This window comes from Propionibacterium australiense (assembly GCF_003666605.1).
Classification (GTDB): Bacteria; Actinomycetota; Actinomycetes; order Propionibacteriales; family Propionibacteriaceae; genus Propionibacterium; species Propionibacterium australiense.
Genome location: NZ_RCIV01000003.1, coordinates 44,073 through 63,313 on the forward strand (window position 1 = coordinate 44,073; position 19,241 = coordinate 63,313).

General features: G+C 68.3%; 17 protein-coding genes. 4 read left to right on the plus strand and 13 right to left on the minus strand.

The features are described 5' to 3' along the window. Window positions 1–165 precede the first annotated feature (165 nt). Window positions 166–516 carry a DUF488 domain-containing protein gene (locus D9T14_RS04215; protein WP_119162243.1) on the plus strand — a complete coding sequence of 117 codons (351 nt, stop codon included), beginning with the start codon at window positions 166–168 and terminating at the stop codon, window positions 514–516. A 30-nt stretch (window positions 517–546) separates the two neighbouring features. Here D9T14_RS04215 and leuA read toward each other — a convergent pair whose 3' ends face one another. After that, on the minus strand, window positions 547–2,226 hold the full coding sequence (leuA, locus tag D9T14_RS04220) for a 2-isopropylmalate synthase (RefSeq protein WP_374955795.1): 1,680 nt from the start codon (window positions 2,224–2,226) through the stop codon (window positions 547–549). Between the two features lie 314 nt (window positions 2,227–2,540). Between leuA and D9T14_RS04225 the strand changes: the two genes are divergently transcribed. After that, the gene (locus D9T14_RS04225; protein ID WP_170175712.1) at window positions 2,541–4,034 is read left to right on the plus strand and encodes an amidohydrolase; all 1,494 of its coding nucleotides are present in this window, start codon (window positions 2,541–2,543) and stop codon (window positions 4,032–4,034) included. A 188-nt stretch (window positions 4,035–4,222) separates the two neighbouring features. Here D9T14_RS04225 and D9T14_RS04230 read toward each other — a convergent pair whose 3' ends face one another. The 9 genes from D9T14_RS04230 to tgt form a co-directional block, all read right to left on the minus strand. Further along, complete coding sequence (locus tag D9T14_RS04230; RefSeq protein WP_119162246.1) at window positions 4,223–4,420, minus strand: hypothetical protein; 198 nt, start codon at window positions 4,418–4,420, stop codon at window positions 4,223–4,225. Window positions 4,421–4,500: 80 nt separating this feature from the next. Then, complete coding sequence (locus D9T14_RS04235) at window positions 4,501–5,106, minus strand: hypothetical protein (protein WP_119162247.1); 606 nt, start codon at window positions 5,104–5,106, stop codon at window positions 4,501–4,503. Window positions 5,107–5,117: 11 nt separating this feature from the next. Then, window positions 5,118–6,074 (minus strand): GTPase Era, encoded by a 957-nt coding sequence (gene era / locus D9T14_RS04240; RefSeq protein ID WP_119162248.1) that lies wholly within the window; start codon window positions 6,072–6,074, stop codon window positions 5,118–5,120. Next, entirely contained in the window at window positions 6,064–7,368 is a 1,305-nt protein-coding gene (locus D9T14_RS04245; RefSeq protein WP_119162249.1) for a hemolysin family protein, read from the minus strand. The genes era and D9T14_RS04245 overlap by 11 nt, the downstream gene beginning before the upstream one ends. After that, complete coding sequence (gene ybeY / locus D9T14_RS04250; protein ID WP_119162250.1) at window positions 7,365–7,814, minus strand: rRNA maturation RNase YbeY; 450 nt, start codon at window positions 7,812–7,814, stop codon at window positions 7,365–7,367. The genes D9T14_RS04245 and ybeY overlap by 4 nt, the downstream gene beginning before the upstream one ends. Continuing rightward, a complete protein-coding gene (locus D9T14_RS04255; RefSeq protein ID WP_119162251.1) occupies window positions 7,811–8,836 on the minus strand; it encodes a PhoH family protein in 1,026 nt (341 codons plus the stop codon). The genes ybeY and D9T14_RS04255 overlap by 4 nt, the downstream gene beginning before the upstream one ends. A gap of 160 nt (window positions 8,837–8,996) precedes the next feature. Next, window positions 8,997–10,418: an MFS transporter gene (locus D9T14_RS04260; protein ID WP_119162252.1), complete on the minus strand. Its 1,422-nt coding sequence runs from the start codon at window positions 10,416–10,418 to the stop codon at window positions 8,997–8,999. A gap of 149 nt (window positions 10,419–10,567) precedes the next feature. Beyond that, window positions 10,568–11,059 carry a DUF5709 domain-containing protein gene (locus D9T14_RS04265; RefSeq protein ID WP_119162253.1) on the minus strand — a complete coding sequence of 164 codons (492 nt, stop codon included), beginning with the start codon at window positions 11,057–11,059 and terminating at the stop codon, window positions 10,568–10,570. 101 nt (window positions 11,060–11,160) lie between these two features. Next, window positions 11,161–12,411: a tRNA guanosine(34) transglycosylase Tgt gene (gene tgt, locus D9T14_RS04270; protein WP_119162254.1), complete on the minus strand. Its 1,251-nt coding sequence runs from the start codon at window positions 12,409–12,411 to the stop codon at window positions 11,161–11,163. A gap of 344 nt (window positions 12,412–12,755) precedes the next feature. Between tgt and D9T14_RS04275 the strand changes: the two genes are divergently transcribed. Then, window positions 12,756–14,213: a hypothetical protein gene (locus D9T14_RS04275; RefSeq protein ID WP_126464224.1), complete on the plus strand. Its 1,458-nt coding sequence runs from the start codon at window positions 12,756–12,758 to the stop codon at window positions 14,211–14,213. Window positions 14,214–14,446: 233 nt separating this feature from the next. Then, entirely contained in the window at window positions 14,447–15,754 is a 1,308-nt protein-coding gene (locus tag D9T14_RS04280) for a purple acid phosphatase family protein (RefSeq protein WP_119162269.1), read from the plus strand. 51 nt (window positions 15,755–15,805) lie between these two features. On the opposite strand, the gene D9T14_RS04285 is transcribed toward D9T14_RS04280, so the two are convergent. From D9T14_RS04285 to dnaJ, 3 genes are all read right to left on the minus strand, one after another. Continuing rightward, on the minus strand, window positions 15,806–17,113 hold the full coding sequence (locus D9T14_RS04285; protein WP_119162256.1) for an HAD family hydrolase: 1,308 nt from the start codon (window positions 17,111–17,113) through the stop codon (window positions 15,806–15,808). A 183-nt stretch (window positions 17,114–17,296) separates the two neighbouring features. Continuing rightward, window positions 17,297–18,031 (minus strand): 16S rRNA (uracil(1498)-N(3))-methyltransferase, encoded by a 735-nt coding sequence (locus D9T14_RS04290; RefSeq protein ID WP_119162257.1) that lies wholly within the window; start codon window positions 18,029–18,031, stop codon window positions 17,297–17,299. Then, entirely contained in the window at window positions 18,028–19,236 is a 1,209-nt protein-coding gene (gene dnaJ, locus D9T14_RS04295) for a molecular chaperone DnaJ (protein WP_119162258.1), read from the minus strand. Before dnaJ ends, D9T14_RS04290 begins: the two co-directional genes overlap by 4 nt. Window positions 19,237–19,241: the final 5 nt, after the last annotated feature.

Sequence of the window (19,241 nt, forward strand, 5' to 3'; positions counted from 1 at the left end):
CTGACCCGTGCGGCGATCCGGTGCGCCCGCAGCTTCCGGCACCCGCCGAGGTCAGGGACGAGCTGCGGACGGTCCTGGCCGGGATCGCCGAGGCCATGGTGGGCTGAGGCCTGGCCAGGGCGGGACCCACCGCACCGCCGGCCTGTCCCGTGCTAGACCGGGTGCATGGAGTTCGTCGTCAAACGCGTGTACGACCGCCCTGATGCCCGGGACGGCTACCGGGTGCTCGTCGACCGGTTGTGGCCGCGCGGCGTGTCGAAGGCCAGGGCCGAGCTCGACGAGTGGTGCAAGGACGTCGCGCCCAGCAGTGAGCTGCGCGCCTGGTTCGGGCACCGGGCGGACCGCTTCGAGGAGTTCGGGCAGCTCTACACCACCGAGCTCGAGTCCTCGGACGCCCCGCAGGCCCTGCTCGGGCGCGCCGGCGGCGCGGAACGGCTCACCCTCGTCTACGCGGCGAAGGACCCCCAGGTCAACCACGCCCTCGTCCTCGCGGACTACCTGCGACGGCTGATCTGAGGGTCCTTTCCGGGCCGCTCGGCCGGCTGGTCAGACGCGGTTCACGGCGCTGACCGCGGCCTTGAGGGTCGCGGTGGTGATGTCGGGGTCGATGCCGACGCCCCACAGGACGACCGAGTCGGTGCCGCGTTCGATCTCGGCCTCGACGTAGGCGGCGGCGTAGGCGTCGCCGCCCTCGGTGAGGGCATGCTCGGTGTAGTCGAGCACCTTGACCGACAGGCCGACCTGGCCGAGCGCGTCGATGAAGGCGGACAGCGGGCCGTTGCCCTCACCGCTGATGCGGCGTTCCTTGCCGTTGAAGATGATCGTCGCGTCGATGTTCGTCCGGCCCTTCGTGGCCCCCACGGTGAAGTCGAGGGCCCCGATCGGGGTGGTGCGCTCGAGGTACTCGTCGCTGAAGATCCGCCACAGCTCGTCGGAGCTGACCTCGCGGCCGCTGGAGTCGGCGTGGTCCTGCACCGCGCGGCTGAACTCCATCTGCAGACGGCGCGGCAGGTCCAGGTGCCGGTCGTTCTTCATGACGTAGGCCATGCCGCCCTTGCCGGACTGGCTGTTGACGCGGATGACGGCCTCGTAGGTGCGTCCGACGTCATGCGGGTCGATGGGCAGGTAGGGGGCGAGCCAGTCGATCTCGTGGATGGTCTTGCCCTGTTCCCTGCCCCTGGCCTCCAGGTCCTCCAGGCCTTTCTTGATGGCGTCCTGGTGGGAGCCGGAGAAGGCGGTGTAGACGAGGTCGCCGGCGTAGGGCTGGCGGGCCGGGACCGGCATGCCGGTGCAGTACTCGACGGTACGGCGGATGTGGTCCATGTCGGAGAAGTCGATCATCGGGTCGATGCCCTGGCTGTAGAGGTTCATGCCGAGGGTGACCAGGTCGACGTTGCCGGTGCGCTCGCCGTGGCCGAACAGGCAGCCCTCGACGCGCTGGCCGCCGGCCATCATGCCCAGCTCCGTGGCGGCGACGGCGGTGCCCCGGTCGTTGTGGCAGTGCATCGAGACGCAGACGTGCTCGCGGCGGGAGATGTTGCGGCTGAAGTACTCGATGCGGTCGGCGTAGACGTTCGGGGTGGAGACCTCGACGGTGGCCGGCAGGTTGAGGATGATCTCGCGCTCACCGTCGGGCTGCCAGACGTCGGTGACGGCGTCGCAGACCTCGATGGCGAAGTCGATGGGTGCCTGCGTGAAGATCTCGGGGCTGTACTCGTAGCCGATGGGCGTGTTCGGCAGGTACTTCTCGATCGAGTTGATCACCCAGCCGGTGCCGCGCTGGGCGAGGTCGACCGTCTCCGCCTCGGTGTTGCGGAAGACGACGCGCCGGAACAGTTCCGAGATGGCATTGTACATGTGGATGACGCCGCGATGCACGCCGACGAGCGACTGCGCGGTGCGCTCGATGAGGTCCTCGCGGGCCTGCGTGAGCACCGAGACGGTGACGTCCTCGGGGATGGCGTCGTCCTCGATAAGGGACCGGACGAAGTCCCATTCGGTCTGGGATGCCGAGGGGAAGCCGATCTCGATCTCCTTGTAGCCCATCTGGACGAGCAGGTCGAACATCTTGCGCTTGCGGTTGGGGGTCATCGGGTCGATGAGGGCCTGGTTGCCGTCCCGCAGGTCGGTGGACAGCCAGCGCGGGGCCTTGGTGATCTTCTGATCTGGCCATGTGCGGTCCGGCAGGGTGATCGTCTCGGCCGCCTGGTAGCGGCCGGCGTTCATTCCGCTGGGCTGCTGGACCGGGGCCGTCAGCGGGCATACGTGGGGTACGGGGAAAACAGTGGTCATGAGGGATCCTTGTCCAGGAGAAGATTCCGAGGCTGAGCTCGGCGCCGGCGCACGACAGCACTCCGCAATGGGATGGGCCGACTACTCGGAACGGATCCCATTGCGGCACAGAAGTAGCAGCCCGTAGCGGGCGACACTGTCATCGGCCACGGGCACATGGTATCCCACGGTGGGAAATGACGCGACAGCCTGTCCGGGAAGCCCGGACAGCGCGGCCCCCGGCTGTACGGGAAGGTTTGATGGTCGCCATGAGACTTCGCAACGCCAGGATGCTCGATCTCACGAGGGGCGTGGCGGGCCGTCCCCATGACATCGTGGTCAGCGGGTCCCGCCTCCACCGCTCCGAGGTGACCACGACGGGTGCCGGTGACGACGGAGCCGAGATCGACCTGCAGGGCCGCTGGGTCATGCCAGGCCTGTGGGACGCGCACGTGCACGTCGACCTGTGGGCCATGGCCTGCCGCTGGCCCGACGCCGGCACCGCGGACAGCGCGGCGGAGTTGTGTGCGCAGCTGGGCGGTATCGACGCGCAGGACCCCGGTGCCGAGCCGATCGTCGCGATGGGCGCCCAGCACTGGAGGTGGCCCGATGAGCTGGACGGGGCGATGCTCGACGCGATCAGCCTGACCCGCCCCGTTGTCGTCGTGGCGGCGAATCTGCACACCGCCTGGGCGAACCGTGCCGCCCGCCGCCACTGGGAGATGGACCGTGAGGAGTTCGCCGACGGCATTCTCCGTGAGAAGGACGCCTTCATGCTGGAGGACCGGTTCAGCGTCGTGGACGAGGCCCTGCTCGACGGCTGGGTCGCCCGGGCGCAGGAGCAGGCGGCAGCACGTGGCATCGTCGGCGTCACCGACATGCAGCACGGCGCCGGGCGGGTGCGGACCTGGCGCCGCCGTGCCGCCCGTCCCGATCAGCTGCTGCGCGTCGTCATCGCCTGCTGGGCCGACAGCCTCGACGAGGCCATCGAGTCGGGGATGCGCACCGATCACCCCATCGACGAGGCGGGCTGGCTGCGCGGTGGACCGCTCAAGATCATCAGCGACGGCTCGTTCACCGCCCAGACCGCCTGGTGCACCCATCCCTATGGGGATCCTGGTCGCGGGCCCGGCCCGTACGGTGCGCCGAGCATCACCCACGAGGAACTCGCCACCTTGATGAGCCGCGGCGAGCTGCATGGCCTGCAAACCGCGGTGCACGCCATCGGGGACCGGGCGATCGGCATGGCGCTGGACTGTTTCGCCGAGACCGGCGCCACCGGCAGCATCGAGCACGCCGCCGCGCCGAGCGCATCGGACATCTCACGCATGGCCGAGCTCGGCCTGCACGCCAGCGTGCAACCCGTGCACATGCTCGCCGACCGCGAACTCGTCGAGGAACGCTGGCCAGCCGGGACCGAGCGCTTCTTCCCCCTGCGTTCGATGCTGGATTGCGGGGTGCCGCTCGTCTTCGGCACGGACGCCCCGGTCGTACCGGTCGACCCATGGCTGACGATCCAGACCGCCGTGCTGCGAGCGCTGCCCGGGCAGGAGGCCTGGCATCGCCGCGAGGCGCTGAGCATCGCTCAGGCGCTGCGCGCCTCGACCGGTCGCATCGGCACGCTGGTGCCGGGCGGGCACGCCGATCTCATCGTCCTCGACGAGAATCCGCTGGAGACCGCACCCGAGCGGCTCGCCCGCACCGAGGTCTTCCTCACCATGTCCAACGGAAGGCTCACCTGGTGGGCGGACGCCGCCGTTTAGGCGGCGGCCGGGCACCACCACGATCGGCACGAGGGCGGACGCCGCCGTTTAGGCGGCGGCCGGGCACCGGCGTCCATGCGGCTCGGGGTGCTGAACGTGAGGGGACCGGCCCCAACGGGCCGGCCCCCTCACATGTCGATCGCGGTGTTCGAGTTCAAGTGATCCTCGGCACCCCCAGGGACGAGCGGTCAGGCGCCCTCGCCGTCGCCCGTACCCGGACGCCCGAGATAGGCCACCGCTGCGACGGCCCCGCCGACGAGAACCGTGCAGATGAGCAGCTTGCGCAGGCAGCGGCCGAGGAACGAGCCCTTCTTGGCCTGCTTCTTCGCAGCCTTGGCGGCCTTCCTCTCGGCCTTCCTGGCAGCGCGCTTCTTACAGATCGCCATGATTGCCTCCTAGTGCGTTGTGCTTTTTCATCGTCTCATGATGGGCCCCGTACCCCGACGAGAGCTCGCGGGGATCGGGCTCATCGCTCGTTCGCGTCCTTGATGAAGTCGATGACACGGTAGCGGATCTCCTGGTCCATGCCCGACAGCAGGGCATCCTCACCCGTGACGAGCACCGCCGTCAGGCCGCCCTGCTCGCTGGAGACGATCTGCTCGGAGACGACCGTGTAGCGCCGGCGCAGTACCCCGTCGAGGGTCCAGGTGATGATCCCGGGCTCGGTCCAGGCGAAGGCCGCCTCGTGGCGTTCCCCGGTGATCTCGTCGATCATCGTGCAGCTGATCGGTGCGTGCGCGGGCTTGTCCGCGAGGTAGTGGGCGATGCCGTACTCGGCCCAGACCGGCACGCAGGGACTGGGCATGTCCGGGGTGCGTTCCAGGTCGTGGAGCCGGTCGTCGATCCGGGTCAGGGCGTGGGTCCAGGTGAAGGGGTTGGCGTTCCTGCACTCGATGCGCGAACTCACCTCGACCAGTGTGCCGTCGATGGGCATGACCGCGAACGTCAGGACGTTGGTGGCGCCGAGATCATGCACGACCGCACCCACCGTGGTGCCCTGTGCATTGGTGAGACGCTCGAAGATCCGCCGGGTACCGAATGCGGCACGACGGTCACGTCCGGAAAAGGCCATGACACTCCCCCTCAGAATCCCAGTCGGTTCAGTTGTTTCGCGTCGCGCTGCCAGTCCTTGACCACCTTGACCCTGAGGTCGAGGTGCACGGGAGTGCCGAGCAGCGAGGAGATCTGGCGGCGTGCACGGGTGCCGATGCGCTTGATGCGCTCACCACCCCTGCCAACCATGATGCCCTTCTGCGAGTCGCGTTCGACGATGAGGTTGGCGTAGATGTCGAGCAGCGGGTGGTTCTCGTCGCGTCCGTCCCGCAGTCCCATCTCCTCGATGGACACGGTGATCGAGTGCGGCAGTTCGTCCCGGACCTCCTCGAGGGCCGCCTCGCGGATGAGTTCGGCCGCCAGGGTCTCGTCCGGCTCATCGGTGATCTCACCGTCGGGGTAGAACGGCGGGCCGGGTTCCATGAGATCGAGCAGCACGTCGGCGACCTCGGTGACCTGGTCGCCGTTGAGCGCCGAGCACGGCACGATCTGCTCGAAGGTGATGCCGACCTCGGCCTGCAGGGCGTCGATGCGGCTCAGGTGCTGCGCGAGGCGCGCGGGGCTCACCAGGTCCGTCTTGGTGGCGATGGCCATGATCCGGGGGCCGTTGCGCAGACCGGCCAGCTGCTTGGCCAGGTAGCTGTCCCCGGGACCGATGCGTTCGTTGCTGGGCAGTACCAGGGCGACGACGTCGACCTCGGCCCAGGTGTCGCGGACGAGGTCGTTGAGCCGTGTCTGCAGCAGTGAGCGGGGTTTGCTCACACCGGGTGTGTCGATGATGACGAGCTGCCCGTCCTTGCGGTGGACGATGCCGCGCACCGTGTGCCGGGTGGTCTGCGGTTTCGAGCTGGTGATGGCGATCTTTCCGCCGACGAGGGCGTTCGTCAGCGTCGACTTGCCGGCGTTGGGCCGCCCCACGAAACACACGAAACCGCTGCGGAAGTCCTCGGGAACGTCGGGGAAGTTCATCACTGCCTCACTGCTCATCGGCGGGCTCCTGGTCGTCGCCCGCCGCCACGGGCAGACGTGAGACGACGATGGTGTCGATCTGGTGGCGCCGGCCGGTGGCCCGCTCCGCGGTGAACTCCAGGCCCTGCCACTGCACGTGCGCCCCCGGGATGGGGACCCGGTTGAGGAGTTTGGCCATGAGGCCGCCGGCCGTGTCGACGTCCTCGTCGGCGAGTTCGAGGTCGAACAGGTCACCGACCTCGTCGAGCGGCATGCGGGCCGAGACGCGCCAGCGGTCTGGCTCGATGCTCTCGGCCAGGTCGGGTTCGGCGTCGTACTCGTCGGTGATCTCACCGACGATCTCCTCCACGAGGTCCTCGATCGTGGCCAGTCCGGCGGAGCCGCCGAACTCGTCGACGACGATGACCATGTGGTTGCGGCTGGCCTGCATCTCGGTGAGCAGTTCGTCGACCGGCTTGGAGTCGGGGCAGAAGGCCGCCGGGCGCATGTGCTGGTCGACGGTCTCGGTGCGTTCGGCGCCGGGCTCGTCGAAGACGCGCTGGGTGATGTCCTTGATGTACATGACGCCTCGCACGTCGTCGAGGTTCTCCCCGATGACGGGAATCCTGCTGAAGCCGGAGCGCAGGGCCAGGCTCATGCCCTGGCGCAGGGTCTTGCCGGACTCGATGAAGACCACGTCGGTGCGGGGCACCATGACCTCGCGCACGAGCGTGTCCCCCAGCTCGAAGACCGAGTGGATCATCTCGCGTTCGCCGTGCTCGATCGCCTCGGCCTGCTCGGCGATGTCGACGAGCTGGCGCAGTTCCTCCTCCGAGGCGAAGGGCCCGTCGGCGTAACCACGGCCGGGGGTGACGGCGTTGCCGACGAGGATGAGTGCGCTGGTCAGCCAGCCCAGGAGCGCTGTGCACAGGCGCAGCGGCCCGGATGCGCGGACGGCGACGGTCTCGGCGCGCTGTCGTCCGAGCGTGCGGGGCATGACGCCCCAGAGGATGAAGGCGATGACGGTGAGGACGAGCACGGGGACGACGAACCGCGCCCAGGTGCGGTCCAGGTGCGCGAAGAGCACCCAGAAGACGACGCAGGCGGTGACCATCTCGCAGCCGATGCGCAGGAGCATCGCGGTGTTGATGGCCGGGGCCGGGTCCGCCTCGATCTCGGCGACACGGGCGGCACCGGGCACGCCGTCGTCGACCATGTGCTGGGCGCGGGAGGGCGTGATGACCTGCAGCGCGGTCTCCCCGGCGGCGAGCAGGCTGGCGAGGACCGTTGCGACGAGGGCGACGGCCAGCGCGATCCACTGGCCGGAGGTCACGTGGCCGCCCGCCAGCCGGCGATGATCCGGTCGTTGAGACCGAACATGACGGCCTTCTCCTCGGGCTCGGCATGGTCGTGGCCGAGCAGGTGGAGCAGGCCGTGGATGAGCAGGTACTCCATCTCCTCCTGGTTGGTGCGCTCGTTCTCCGGGGCCTGGGCGCCGGTGAAGGCCGGGCAGATGACGATGTCCCCGAGCAGGCCCTGCGGTGGTTCCTCGTCGGCGGCCGGCGCGCGCAGCTCGTCCATGGGGAAGCTCATGACGTCGGTCGGGCCCTCCAGGTCCATGAACTGCTTGTGGTAGGCGGCCATGGTGTCCTCGTCGACCAGCAGGATCGACAGGTCCGACTGGGGATGGATGCGCAGCTCGTGGAGGGCGTAGCGCGCCAGGCGGACGAGCGCCTGGGTGTCGACCTGTTCGCCGGACTCGTTGTTGATGTCGATCACTGCTGCTCCTGACGGCGCCCTAGGCGGGGCGGATGGGTGATGTCGTAGCGGTCGTAGGCTGCGACGATACGTCCCACGAGCCTGTGCCGGACGACGTCGTGGCTGGTCAGCCTGCAGAAGGCGATGTCCTCGATCCCGTCGAGGATCTCCCCCACCTGGCGCAGGCCGCTGGGGGTTCCGCCGGGCAGGTCGACCTGGGTGATGTCGCCGGTGACGACGATCTTCGAGTTGAAGCCCAGCCGGGTCAGGAACATCTTCATCTGCTCCGAACTCGTGTTCTGGGCCTCGTCGAGGACGATGAAGGCGTCGTTGAGCGTCCGTCCCCGCATGTACGCGAGCGGGGCCACCTCGATGACGCCGCTGGTGATGAGCTTCGGCACGCGGTCCGGGTCGAGCATGTCGTGGAGGGCGTCGTACAACGGGCGGAGATAGGGATCGATCTTGTCCGAGAGGGTCCCGGGCAGGAACCCGAGCCTCTCCCCCGCCTCGATGGCCGGGCGGGTCAGGATCAGCCGGTTGACCTGCTTGGACTGCAACGCCTGGACGGCCTTCGCCATGGCGAGGTAGGTCTTGCCGGTGCCAGCAGGGCCCACGCCGAAGGTGAGCGTGTGGGTGTCGATCGCATCGACGTAGCGCTTCTGGTTGAGGGTCTTGGGGCGGATCGTGCGGCCGCGGTTCGACAGGATGTCCTGGGTGAGGATCTTCGAGGGCCGCACGTCGGTGTCGTCCGACTCCATCGCGACGATGCGCTCGACGGCCTCACTGGTCAGGCCCTGACCCGTGCGGGCGATCGTGATCATCTCGGTGAACACCCGCCAGGCCATCTCGACCTCACCGGCCGCGCCGGTCATGGTGATGCGATTGCCGCGGACCATGATGCCCGCCTCGAGACGTTCCTCGAGCAGGCGCAGGAACTCGTCGCGGGGGCCGAGCAGATTCACCATGTCGAGTGAGGCCGGCACCGTGATGGTGCGCACGCCCTGGTTGTCCACGTCGTCGGCGCTGTCGCGCCAGATATTCATGCTGCTCAGAACAAGGCCTTTCACGGGAACGGTTCGTCTGCGACCGGTGGTGCTGACTCCGATCCTACGCGCAGTCCCCAGCGCCCCTCCCCGTGACCGGCGTGCCCGTGCCAGGGCCCGGGGGAACGGGCCCTGGCACGGGCGTTCGCCGATCCGTGGGTCAGACCGTCGCGGGTTCGCCGACGAGTGAGTCGTCGGTGCTCATGGTGTCCAGGTCGAGGCTCCTGGTCTCCTTCATGGTGACCAGGGAGGCCAGGGTGCACAGGGCCATGACGATCAGGTAGAGACCGACCGATCCGGGGCCGAAGCGACTGGCGAGCCAGGCGGCGATGAAGGGGGCCACCGAGGCGCCGAGGATCGAGGCCACGTTGTAGCTGATGGCGGACCCCGTGTAGCGCACGTTGGTCGGGAACAGTTCGGGCAGCAGGGCCGACTGGATGCCGAAGGTCAGGCCCATGAGCGCCATGCCGATGAGCATGAAGACCGTCATGCGCACCAGGTTGGCGTCCGTGCCGGTGCCGATCTTGTCGGGATTGAGGAAGAATCCGAAGGTGGCGCCGAAGAGCACGATGGCGACGGTCACGATGGTCAGGAAGCGCTTGCGGCCCCAGCGGTCGCCCAGGATGCCCGAGACGGGGATGGTGAGGGCGAAGGCGCAGATCGTGATGAGCTGGACGACGAGGAAGTCGTGGTACGGGATGCCCAGGAAACCAGAGCCGACCTTGCCGATCGAGTAGGACAGGATCCAGGTGGTCATCAGGTAGAAGAGCGTGTAGGTGGCGACCATGAGGAAGGTGCCGCGGACCAGCGGCCCCCACGAGCTCCTGAAGACCTCGACGACCGGGGCCTTCACGACGTCGCCCCGCTGCTGGGTCCTCTTGAAGCTCGGGGTCTCGTCGAGCTTGAAGCGCACCCACAGGCCGAGGACCACGATGACGGCCGAGAACAGGAAGGGCAGCCGCCAGCCCCACGTCAGGAAGGTGTGATTGGTGGTGGCAGTGGTCGAGTCGTAGCCCATCACCGCGGTGAGGAACAGGAAGAAGCCGTTGGCCATGAGGAAGCCGATCGGCGCGCCCAGCTGGGGCCACATCGAGTCGAAGCCGCGTTTGCCCGGGCGGGAGTTCTCGCCGGCCAGCAGCGAGGCGCCCGACCACTCGCCGCCGAGGCCGAGTCCCTGGCAGAAGCGCATGAGGGCGAGAAAGGCGGGTGCGGCGATGCCGACGGCCTCGTAGGTGGGCAGCAGACCGATGATGACGGTGGCGATGCCCATGGTCAGCAGCGAGGCGACGAGGGTGGCCTTGCGGCCGGCGCGGTCGCCGAAGTGCCCGAAGAGCACGGATCCGATGGGCCGCGCGACGAAGGCGACACCGAAGGTGGCCAGTGAGGCCAGGAGCGCCCCGGTGTCGGTCGAGGTCGTGAAGAACAGCAGCGGGAAGACCGAGATGGCGGCCGTCGCGTAGGCGTAGAAGTCGTAGAACTCGATGCTCGTCCCGACCAGTGAGGAGACGATGATGCGCCACTTCGAGTTGCCGCCGTTGTGGCCGGCCGTGGCGTTTCTGGTGCTGTCGAATGCAGTTGTCACGCCACCAGACTAGGAATTTCTCATGGAGTAAGACGATTGTCTCTTCATTCAAGACGGCTCTGGTGCGCGGCTCGGCCAGGAGGCGGCCACGGCCCGGCGCGCCGCAGGGCACTGCCGGCCGGGACGCCGCAGGTTCGTCTGGCCAGGATTCAGTCGGTGCGCCCATCCCTGGTGTCCACCGGCTCGTCGTCCTCGTCGCCGTGACGCGCCAAGTCCTCCTCGTTGATGATGTGCATCGCGGCCTCCTCGGCGCTCGCCGCGCCCCCGGAGATGCCCACGTCCGAGGCGACGGCCTGGGACTCGGTGTCGGCACCCATGGCGTCGCCCGGGGCCACCAGGCGTCCGGCCCGCTTCGACCCGACCTGACGTTTCTCGCCGTTGGGGTTCCAGTCCGGTTCCGGTTCGCTGCTCGGTTCGGGTTCCTCCTGGGCCACCCGCTGGTCGATGGTCTCGCCCTGAGCCATCTCGGCGGGCGTGTTGCCGAAACGCTGGGCCGCCGACCAGTGGTCAGGGGTGACGAAACCCTCGTCCAGGGGATCCGCGACACCACGGTCGATGAGCGAATCGGCCTGGGAGAGCTGGGCCAGGTCGCTGTTCTCCACACCCTCGTCGAGGGTCAGATCCTCGTTGATCTCACTCATGCCCCGATCCTGCCACGGCGAGGGCGCCCGTGGTGGGATTGCGGGGACGATCCGGGCAATCGATCACGATCCCCTGCCCGCCGAACCGTCCTCAGGGCCGTTCACCGGGTTCTTCTTCCGGTGGCGTCGTACCGGCCCAGCCACTCGGCGCGGAAGTCCTCGAAGCTGCCGTCCTCCATGGACTGGCGGATCTGGTCGACGAGGCGGACGGTGAAGCGTTCGTTGTGGATCGTGGCGAGCACCTTGCCATCGATCTCGCGGGCTTTGAACAGGTGGTGCAGGTAGGCGCGAGTGCAATGCGTGCAGGTGTAGCAGTCACAGCCGTCCTCCAGGGGGACGAAGGCACGCCGGTTGGCGGCCGTGGTGACGTTGTAGCGGCCGTCGGCCGTGTAGATCGCCGCATTGCGGGCCACTCGGCTCGGGTTGACGCAGTCGAAGGTGTCTGCCCCAGCGGCGCAGGCCGCGAACAGGTCCTCCGGCTCACTGATGCCGAGCAGGTGCCGGGGCCGGTCGTCGGGCAGCTCGTCGGCGCACCATCCGACGATCTCACCCAGCCTGGCCTTCTCCATGGCGCCGCCGATCCCGTACCCGTCGAAGGGCCTGTCCCCGTCGGCTGAACGCATCGTGGACAGGTCACGGCAGGCCTTGCGGCGCAGGTCCTCGTACTGGGCCCCCTGGATGACGCCGAAGAGAGCCTGGTAGGGCCGGTGCCGACGAGAGCCGGTCAGGCGCACGTGCTCGTCGAGGCAGCGCTGGGCCCAGCGCCGGGTGCGTTCGAGGGCCTCGACCTGGTACCCCCGGGTGTTGAACAGTGTCGTCAGCTCGTCGAAGGCGAACATGATGTCGGCACCCAGGCCGTGCTGGACCCGCATGCTCACCTCGGGTGTGAAACGGTGCCTCGAGCCGTCCAGGGGGCTCTTGAAGTTCACGCCGTCATCGTCGACGTGGGCCTGCCGCTCGTGGCCCTCGGCGATGACGTCATCGTTCTGCAGCCCGGAGACGTCCATGGCGAGGGTCTTCTTGAACCCCGAGCCGAGGCTCATCACCTGGAAGCCGCCCGAGTCGGTGAAGGTGGGCCCGGTCCAGGCCATGAAGGAGCCGAGACCGCCGGCCTCGTCGACGATGTCCGCGCCCGGCTGGAGATACAGGTGGAAGGCGTTGGCGAGCACGGCCTGACCGCCGACCGCGGCGACCTGGTCGGGCAGCATGGCCTTGACGGCGGCCTTCGTGCCGACGACGACGAACGCCGGGGTCCTGATCGTCCCGTGAGGCGTGGTGATCACGCCCGTCCTACCCCTCCCGTTGGACAGGGTCGTGCGCACGGTGAACCCGAAGTGATCAAAAAAGGCCATAGGGACGATTGTGGCAGGGGCCGGCGCCCCCAGTGCGGTCCTCAGCCTTGGGATGGAACACCAACGCCGGCTCTCCACCCGGCGCAGGATCAAAGAACTGGGGCGTTCCTCGCACGGAGGGAGAGAAATGGTGGCGAAACTCCCCGTCTCGCACGATGTTTGTCGAGTCATTTGAAACGTAATCTTTCTCGACGTGAACGCAGAACCCGGTTCTCGTCCACCAGCCAATGCACTGCCGTCGTCCCTCTGCGGACGCCGCTAACTCTGAAAGGGAGCCTGCCCGCATGATGAGAACGTCCACATCTAAACCCTCGCTCACGCGCCGTTCCGTCTTGGCGGCCATGATGGGCACGGCACTTCTGTCCCCGCTGGTCGCCTGCACCCGCGGCGGAGGTGACGGCACGAGCGGCGCCCAGAATCCCGGAGACGGCTCTGCGGACGGTTTACAGGATCAGCTCGGCGGGCTGGGCGGGAACGCACCCTCGCTGTCGCCCGAGGAGTACGAGGCCATTGTCGACGGTCTTGCCGAATGGGTGTCCCGCGTCTGGCCGCTCATGGGATCGGTGTGGCCTGACGCTGACTACAACCAGCACCGGATCGTCGCCATGCAGGTGGGTGATGATTTCAAGGCGACACGGGCTTGGGTGGTCTCCACCGACGGGCACCGAGAGCTCAGAAACGACGAATACGCCGACATCACCCCACCCTCCTCCTATGACAAGATCACCTTCGAGGGTCATCCGTCCATCACCTTGAACTTGGGCTCAACCGCCTCCCTCAGCAATGGATCAGCACCAGAGGACGCCTCATCCAGCACCTCATCCGCCTCGAACGAGACCGGCGCCAACCTGAAGGATCCCGCCACCCTCGCCTTCGGGCTCATGACTCACGAGCTCGTCCATTTCTACTACCAGGGCGAGATCAACGTGACCGCCGAGAGCACCCGGGACACCCCGTACCCGTTCGAGGCGCGCCCGCGAACCCTTCGTCGCATGCTGCTGAACAGTCTCTACCTGGCGGCGACCGAGCAGGACAAGCAGCAGGAGCATCTGGGGCATGCCCGGTACTGGCTCGACACCTGGAAGAAGGAGGCCGCGCAAGAGGCACAGGACATCCACCACTATGACATCGTCGAGGGCGTTGCACGGTACATCGAGTACATGGCGCTGTCGATCGACTCGGGCCAGTCCGCCGAGCAGCTGCGCCGGCAGCAGGCGCCCCTGCTCAAGGAGGGGTTGACTGTCGACATCTCCGTGGATGCCGAGTCCTATGCCCTGGGCTTCCCCACCGGCGTCCTGCTCGATTCACTCAAGCCCGGTTGGAAGGACGGCTTCTACGCCAGTGGTATGACCCTTGCAGAACTGCTTCTGGATGACGTGACGGCCTCCCCCGATGAGATCGACGCCCAAGTGAAGGAGGAGGTCGAGAAGCAGGTCGCCGAGGCAGAGGAAACCAATGGACCGGAGATCAAGAAGATCGACACAGCCGAGGCCGACACCAGTATCGCCTATCTGCGTTGCCTCGAGTACGGCGAGATCGCCTATGTCGGCTCCTTCGCCTACCAGGACAAGGTGGTCCTCACCACCACCATCCTGACACTGAGCAATTCGGGTCAGAACCTCCAGATCATTGGTGCTCCGACCTTCACCGGCGCCGATCGTGAGGCCCTCAACGTTCCTCTGATCGACGTGACCCACAGCTACGACAACGGGGTGCTGACGATCACCGGCGACAACATCACCGGGACCATCAAGGCCGAACGCACCACTGAGAACGGAAGGGAGGTTTATATCGCCAGGTAACAGTCATGTGATGAGCCTGAAAGGGGTGGGCTCATCACAGGCAGACTCCCGATTCGTCATGATCGCGGAGTCGAGGGTGCCTGCAGACGGTGCATCGTCGCCGTCTGCAGGCATCGTGCTGTCGTCAATGTCCCAAGGAAGGACCCAGTGTGCCCGGAAAGCTTGGTGCCCCGTTCGGCATGGATCGGCACGCTGGCGTGCGCCATGCCGTGGACCCGCAGTACTCTCGGCCCGTGCCGAAGCGCTTTCTGGCGACCGATCTCGAGGTCCTCACCATCACCCCCACCAGCGCAGTGATCAGCTGGATCACGCGCCGCATACGCCACGGCCGGCTCGTCCCCGAGCCCTACCCCACCGACGCCCGGGTCTGGTTGGGCGCCGCCGGCAGCCACCTGAGGCTGGTCCACGAGAGCAGCAGGAAGACCGCCTTCCACCAGGTGACGGTGACCGGCCTTGAGCCCGGCCGCGAGTACCACTTCCGCGCCATGTCCGGCGACCAGCAGCCCACGCCGGGCATGGCGATCACGAACCGCCGCCACAGTCCGGAGCGCACCCACCACTTCATGACGCTCACTCCCCCGCCCGGGCGTTACCTGGAGACGATCGTGCTGGCGAACGACACGCACCTGGGCGAGAAGCGCCAGGGCATCGTCCTGGGCCCGCTGCCCACCTCGGTGAAGCCGGGGCCGGGCCAGAAGGACTATGCGCAGGTGATGTTCACGACCATGCTCGACGAGCTCGCCTCGCGCCGCGGGCGCCCGTTCCTGGTGCTCGGCGGCGATGTGACGTCCAAGGGCACGGTCGAGCAGGCGGCCTGTGCGCGTGCCCTGCTGGACGGCTACGGCGTCCGGCACGAGTCGTGGCTGGCGGTGCGCGGCAACCACGACAGGCCGCAGCGGGACGGCACCGATCCCTTCGCCGAGTACTTCACCGATTACCAGACGATGTGCTCGGCCACGACGGCCTCTGGCCTGCGCGTTGTCGGCCTGGACACCACGCGCGGCAGCGGGGGCGGCTGGATCACCCCGGAGCAGATGAGTGGCTTCCGGTCCCTGCTCGCCGAGAACCACGACCACCCCACCATCGTCACCGCCCACCACCCGGCGACCAACGACGCCGCCATGACCTACCCCTCGGGCCCGCAGTTCATGCTGCGGCTGCGTGACCGCATCGAGCTGCAGCACGCCGAACGGAAGGCCCACGGCCTGTTCCTGCACCATGCCGGGCACACCCATCGCATGCGCCGCGACCGGGCCGACGTGCAGGGGACGAGCTCCGAGTACCTGGAGGTGGCGGCCTGCTCGTCCTACCCGGCCGGCTACGCGCTGCTGCACCTGTACGAGGGCGGCTACCTGGTGAACTTCTGGCGCATCGGCGGCGACGACGCCGCCGCCTGGCAGATGCGCAGCCGCTGGCAGGCCATGGGCCTGGGCCCCCTGTTCACCGTCGGCTCCACGAACGACCGCAACCACGTCGTCCTGAAGGACCTGTCCGGCCTGCGCCCCTCCGGCATGCCGGTGCCGCCCGAACTTCGGGTGTGAGGAGGGGCACCCGGTCCGGGCGGCGCCAGCCGATTCGTTCGCGGCCCCGGCTCAGCCTGCGAACACGGTGTCCTCCTGGTCCGGCACCGCCTGACCGTCCTCCCCGGTGAGCGGCCCGGTGCCGCCGTCGGGCAGGATCATGCCCTGAGTGGAGCACGGGTACGGTTCGGCCTGCTGCCCCTTCGGGTCGATGAACATCGGGTTGACGATCCACTTGCCGTCGGCGTTGAAGTAGGCCTGGCACATGAGCTCGGTCTTGTTCCGGTTGATCGCCAGGCGCAGCCCGGTGGCGTCGGACATGAAGGAGACGTCGGTGTCGGAGTCGCCGGCGGCGAACGCGGCCCGCGCCGGTTCATCGGCCACCTCGAAGGCCTCCGACGAGTCGATCCCGAAGACCTCCTCGTTGACCCGGCAGCGTTTCCCCTCGATGTAGGGCATCGACGCCTCGTCCCCGCCGCAGGACGCGAGCGTCGTCGTCAGCTTCTCGCTGTCGGCGGATGAGGTGACGACGCCCATCACCTTGCCGGCGCCGAAGCCGAGGGCCTCACCCCAGACCTCGGCGACCGGTTCCGCGGAGGCCGAGATGATCCTGACGTCGAAGCCGTTGGCCCGCAGCGTCTCGATGAGGTCGACGACCTGGTCGTAGTAGCGGACCCACCCGGTGACCTCGGTGGTACCGACCACCTGGGTGGCGCCCTCGGCGGCGTCGAGGTTCTGCTCCCTCGCCGACGTGGCGAACTCCTTGACCTCCTCGGTGGTCCAGCCGGCAAGCAGCTGAGCGGCGAAGGCGTACTGGGGTTCGATGCGTCGCGCGTTGAACCCGGTGAAGGCCTCCTCGCCGGTCGTGGTGACACCCTCGGAGTAGACCGACAGGATCTCGTCGGCGCACCCCGCACCGTCCTGGGACGCGGTGTCCATCGGCTCGCCCGGTTCGGCGAGCGCGTCGCAGGCCCCGGACAGGACACGGGCCGCCTCGTCGGTGATCCACGGCGAGACCGTGCGCCAGTCCCGGTCGGCGGGCTGGCGGACCTTGCCGTTCGCCAGCATCCAGAACGTCTGGGCGTCGCCGATGTCGTTCTTGACCACCGTGTTGTCCCAGTCGAAGAAGGCCACCGGGGCACCGTCGGCGTACTCGCCGGAGCCGCCGCACTCGCCCAGCTCGGCGATCATCTCGTCGATCCTGGTGAGGTTGTCGCCGAACCAGTCGAGGGATGAGTCCATCACCCGGCACGACGACGTGGCCGAGGACTGCTGAGTGGCGGACGATTCCGATGCGTTCGACTGGCCGGCGGAACATGCGCTGAGCGTGAGTGCGCCCAACACGAGGGGCGCAGCAAGGACGAGACTCGACTTCTTCATGGCAACTCCTTCAGGAGACGAGAGACGGTGAAGGCATGAACCTAGCGGTACGAGGGGATCGGGTGCTCGGATTCGGGTGCAATGCCCGAAAAATGATCAGTTCCTGAAGAAAGGATCACTGGCGGGCTCGTCTGCTGGGCCGCCCGAGGTGGCGACCAGATGTGCCCGCCGGGGGCAGGTGATTCATCGGCCGGCCAGGGCCCTCACCTGGGCGAGCGCAACGACGCCGGCCGTCGACGTGCGCAGCACCGCGTCGCTGACCAGGACGCTGGTGGCGCCGGCGCGGGTGAACGCCTCGAGCTCGGCCGGGGCGATACCGCCCTCGGGACCGATGACCAGGACGACCCGGCCCGAAGCCGGGACCGGGAGGGCCCGCAGCGGCTGCGCGGCCTCCTCGTGCAGGACGAGCGCCAGGTCCGCGCCGGCCAGCAGCCCGGCGACCTGCCCTGTGTCGGCCAGTTCGATCCGCGGGATGCGCAGGCGGCGTGACTGCTTGGCGGCGTTGGCGACACTCGTCCGCCACTTGGCGAGTCCCTTGGCCGCCTTGGCGTCCCAGCGCACGATGCTCCGTGCGGCCTGCCAGGCGACGATGCGGTCCACACCCATCTCGGTCATGGCCTCGATCGCGATGTCGGAGCGGGCGCCCTTGGCGAGGGCCTGGACGGCGGTGATCTCCAGGGGGTCGTCCGGGGCCCGCAGCAGCTCGGTGATCCGCACCTCGATCGTTGACTTGGCGACGGCGGTCACGGTTCCGCGCACACCACTGCCGGCGCCATCGGCGAGCATGACGGACTCGCCCGCCCGCAGGCGCCGGACGGTGGCCGCGTGGCGGCCCTCGTCGCCGGTCACGGTGATGACGGACCCGGCTCGCGCCGCGGCGATGTCGGCCGGGTCGGCGAGGAAGAGCGGGTCGGTCATCCGTTGAAGGCGTCGCGCAGCCGGTCGAAGAAGCTCTTGTCGGCGCCGGACCCGACACCGACGTTCTCGCCGTCCTCGCCACGCAGCTGTGCCAGCCGGCCCAGCAGCTCGCGCTGCTCGTCGGTCAGCCTCGTGGGGGTCTCGACGACGACGGTCACCCCCAGGTCGCCGCGCCGGCCCCTGTCGCGTCCGCGGAGAGCGGGCACGCCCCTGCCCTTGACGACGAGCCGGGTGGCCGCCTGGGTGCCGGGCGGGATCGTGAGCTCGACCGTCGCGTCCTCGGCGGAGGTGCCGTCGAGCTCGGCCTCGAGGGTGGTGATCGGCACGGTGCAGCCCAGTGCGGCGGCGGTCATCGGGATGGTCAGGACCATCTCGAGGTTGTCGCCGTCGCGGCGGAAGACCTCGTGCTCGGCCACCAGGACCTCGACGTACAGATCGCCGGCGGGGCCGCCGCCGGTGCCGACCTCGCCCTGACCCCGCAGATGGATGCGGTTGCCGCTGCTGACGCCGGCGGGGACCTTCACCGAGATCTCGCGGCGGGTGCGCACGCGGCCCTGACCGGAACACTCGGGGCAGGGGTTGGGGATCGTCGAGCCGTAGCCGTCGCAGGTCGGGCAGACGGTGGTGGAGCGGATGTCCCCCAGGAAGGACCGCTGCACCTGCGTCACCGAACCGGAGCCGTGGCACTGGGAGCAGGTGACCGGCTCCGAGCCGGCCGCCGCACCCTTGCCCGAGCAGTTCGGGCAGACGACGTAGGTGTCGAGGTTCAGCTTGGCGGTGGTGCCGAACGCGGCCTCGGCCAGGCTCAGCCGCTGGCGCAGCAGCTGGTCCGAACCCTGGTGGACACGCGAACGCGGCCCGCGGCTGGAGGCGCCGGCGCCGCCGAACATGGCGCCGAGCAGGTCGCCGACGTCGAAGCCGCCGGCACTGGTGAAACCACCGAAACCACCCATGCCGCCGAAGGGGTCGGCGTAGCCCGCGCCGCCGTTGCGCATCGGGTCGCCACCGCGGTCGAAGACGGCCTTCTTCTGCGGGTCGGAGAGCACCTCGTAGGCCTCGTTGACGGCCTTGAACTTCTCCTCGGCATCCGGATCGTCGGTGACGTCCGGGTGCACGCTCATGGCCTTCTTGCGGTAGGCGCGTTTGATCTGCTCGGGGGTGGCGTCACGTGAGACGCCGAGGACCTCGTAATAGTCAGTACTCATCGGTG